At 56.0% G+C, this 3,029-nt stretch carries 3 protein-coding genes; 1 reads left to right on the top strand and 2 read right to left on the bottom strand.

Annotated elements, in window-relative coordinates:
- Positions 1–25: 25 nt before the first annotated feature.
- A complete protein-coding gene (locus XH80_RS03040) occupies positions 26–925 on the bottom strand; it encodes a TauD/TfdA dioxygenase family protein (RefSeq protein WP_271597277.1) in 900 nt (299 codons plus the stop codon).
- A 763-nt stretch (positions 926–1,688) separates the two neighbouring features.
- Between XH80_RS03040 and XH80_RS03035 the strand changes: the two genes are divergently transcribed.
- Complete coding sequence (locus XH80_RS03035; protein ID WP_271597276.1) at positions 1,689–2,030, top strand: hypothetical protein; 342 nt, start codon at positions 1,689–1,691, stop codon at positions 2,028–2,030.
- A 111-nt stretch (positions 2,031–2,141) separates the two neighbouring features.
- Here XH80_RS03035 and XH80_RS03030 read toward each other — a convergent pair whose 3' ends face one another.
- Positions 2,142–2,900 (bottom strand): hypothetical protein, encoded by a 759-nt coding sequence (locus tag XH80_RS03030; protein WP_333968631.1) that lies wholly within the window; start codon positions 2,898–2,900, stop codon positions 2,142–2,144.
- Between the last annotated feature and the right edge of the window lie 129 nt (positions 2,901–3,029).

Raw genomic sequence — 3,029 nt, 5'->3', positions numbered from 1 at the left:
CGAAATTCGTGAGGGGCGGACAGCGTCAGGCTGCCTTAGCGGCCCTTGGTTTGGGCTTCTTCATATGAGGTACGCCAGCGTCAATCGAAAGCTGGTCCATGGCCCAATGAGGGCTCCTGAGTTTGTTGACGGGGTACGGCTCAGCCGCCCGATTGTCCCAGATTACGACGTCGCCTGATTTCCAGTTCCAGTACAGGGTGTTCCGGGGCGCGACGAGATAGGATTGCAGCCGCTCGAACAATCTTTGGCTGGGATAGTGCTGCAGCCCGACAAAGTTCTGCACGGATCGACCGAGCGAGAGCAGGCGTTCGCCGGTCTCGGGATGAACACGAACGACCGGATGTGTCGTTTCATAGATCGTGCCGCTGGATATACCGACCCATGGCCCGTTGTTGGCTTCCGTGGATCCGTCTCCCGCGGTGACATCGGATGCGACGAAGCTAACAGCCCAGAGGTTATCTGCAAGCATCCGCAGAGCATCGGGAAGGTCGAGATAAGCGGCCGCCGTGCTCGACCAAGCGAGGTCGGCTCCAAAAGGCGGAATCGCTGCACCTCGCAGCACTGAAACCGCCGGGCGGCGGGCACTAAAAACGCGCTCGTCGTTCATCTGGTTGACATGACTGCAGGGGCGATCAGCCAGCGTATTTGCGACTGTTAAGCCTGCCCTTGTGCCTACTATCGTGGGATCCGATTTCAGCGAGCCGAGTCGGTGCACAAAACGCTGTTGCTGGGCATTATCGAGATGTCCCTGATCACGGAAGAAGATGACCTTATGCTCAAGCAGCAGCTGGTTGAAGGCTAGGATGACCTCGTCAGGCAAATCGTCCGACAGCGTAATGTTCTTGACTTCGGCACCAAGCCGCTCCGCGTGCTTCACGATGTCTGCTCGCGGAATGACGTTATTAACAGCCATTGTTCCATTCATGAGGGCGCCTTTCTCCGTGGGTGTCTAAATAGGCTCCGTGGTGATCGTGTCTGGCGGCAAACGCAGCAAAACAATCTTGACGGGACGCATCCGAATTGTCTGAGCGTAGGTCACCACGCCGCTCAATTGGGCGACTACGTTTCAATGCACATCACCAGCATCTTGACTTCCTCTGCGTGCCGACACGGCTAGTACCGTTCGCATCGAAGGACACTCGCATATGAGTGCCACCAGATCGCAGCCTGATCGACAGTGCAGATCTTAAGCGCAATCCATGTCCAGTCCATGAAACGAAACCAGCTTTCTTTTCGTGCTTGCGTAACGTTCGCCTCGTCTGAGAACTCGTGCTTGGAAAATCCTCGAACCACGATCGCGGGGCACCTCATTCAACTCGCACGTCTCATCCGCACGATGAAATCCGAACTGGATCAGGCCTTGACTTGCCGAGCGGACAGGACCCGCCGGTCGAAAGGTTCATCTACCTTTAGATGTAATTTAAGACAGAAACCACTTCAACGGGTTGACAACCATTTTTTTTGCGACTTCGAGTTGTTCAATGCGCGGGCTTGTTTCGTCGCTGATCGTTCATTGGTTCGCAATCATGACTTGGCCTCGCGGGAGAGCCGCGCAAAATGCGGATGATGCAACTTCCGATGTAGCTTAATAACGGACTCAATCCCTCTATTTTCGAGATTTGCAACTCGGCACGAATGCAGCTCGTCCCGGCGACAACCTGACTTTTGGTTCTACCCCGGAGACGTAGATGTTCCTTACAGCGTGCATGCCGTTTGGTTTCATGGCAGTTGAGCGCCTCGCGAGCCGGAATGTCTTCAACGGTGCGGAATACGCACAACCGAAATTGGAAGTCCAATTTCTGAAGAAGTTGCGCGGCCACGCTGGCGAGCTATTTGCGTCGGCTCCAAGCGGGTACCCGCTACACCCGGATTTCGGAGGAGGCCGTGTGAAAGTGGAACCTCGTTTCATCAAAGGCCGGCAAGACTCACACTTTTACTGGCTGCAAATTCCCGGAGCCACTTTCACCTGTCTGCAGAAACGTGGTGATGGCCGCCTAGGTCCGGCCGCCCCGATGGCTGTGCGCACCTGAATTTTGATGACGGAGGAGTCGTTTAGCATTTTCGTGTAAACCGTCAGATCGTCAATTAGTTGCCACTGGCCGCGGGAGAAATGGATGATGACCGGTGAATAATTCCGACGATCACCCTTCTTTTTGTTGTTTGCTCCATTGCCGGCGCTTTGACGCTATCGGAAACCCGTCTTGCGGAGTTGCACAAACAGTCCCATAGCAAGCCTCCTCACCCTTGTAGTTGGCCAGCGCTTCTACCAACAGCGGCATGAAGTGCTGTTTCAGTTCGTCGTGGATAGGCTCAGGACCGCCTAGCGAGTTCAACGCCACCTCAACCAATTCGATTGCGCGATCCTTGTTGCCGCTCTCATAACAATACTGAGCGACCGTCCCATAGGACAGGTACTTGAAGCCCCCGTCCCCTTGCGGAGGATTCAGCGCAAGAATGTGTTCGGACAACTCTTTGCCCATCGCGAGGCGCTCGGCAGACGGGAAGTGGGAGTTGTCATTCGCCGGATCAAAGAGTTGGCGCAGCGCCCACTCCATCCACTGCTCATCGTTTTTGTCGATCGCGTCGCGAGCGAATTGCCTCAAAACCGGCAAGCCGGTCTGCAAGTTGCGCAGCTTATGAAGCAACAGATCCGCATGGACCGCGCGGAAGCGGAGATCGTCCGGCATCACCGCGACGGCCTCTTCGACCGCGGAAACCGCCTTTGCCCAATCCTCCGCCTCCATCGCCGGCCGAAGCTTGACGAGAATCGACTCAATCAGCATCCTTTCGCGCTTTTCGCGTCGTCCGCTGTCGATCCGCTCTGTATCGGCGGCTTTGGCTTCATCGCTGGTCCGCCAACTCCCGTTAAGAACTTTCGGCAAGACGTCATCGAGCTGCATCGGATGACCGATAAAGGCGATGTGGCCGTCACGGTCAACGACGAACTGCGGATTCCGACGAAGTCGCCCGGGTGTACCGATATGAAGTCGCCCGGGGATTCCGAGACGATGTCGCCCACCTTTCCGATT

This window comes from Bradyrhizobium sp. CCBAU 45384 (genome assembly GCF_028128665.1).
Taxonomy (GTDB): domain Bacteria; phylum Pseudomonadota; class Alphaproteobacteria; order Rhizobiales; family Xanthobacteraceae; genus Bradyrhizobium; species Bradyrhizobium manausense.
The sequence above is the reverse complement of the archived record's forward strand: the minus strand, read 5'-3'. Positions and strand labels throughout refer to the sequence as shown.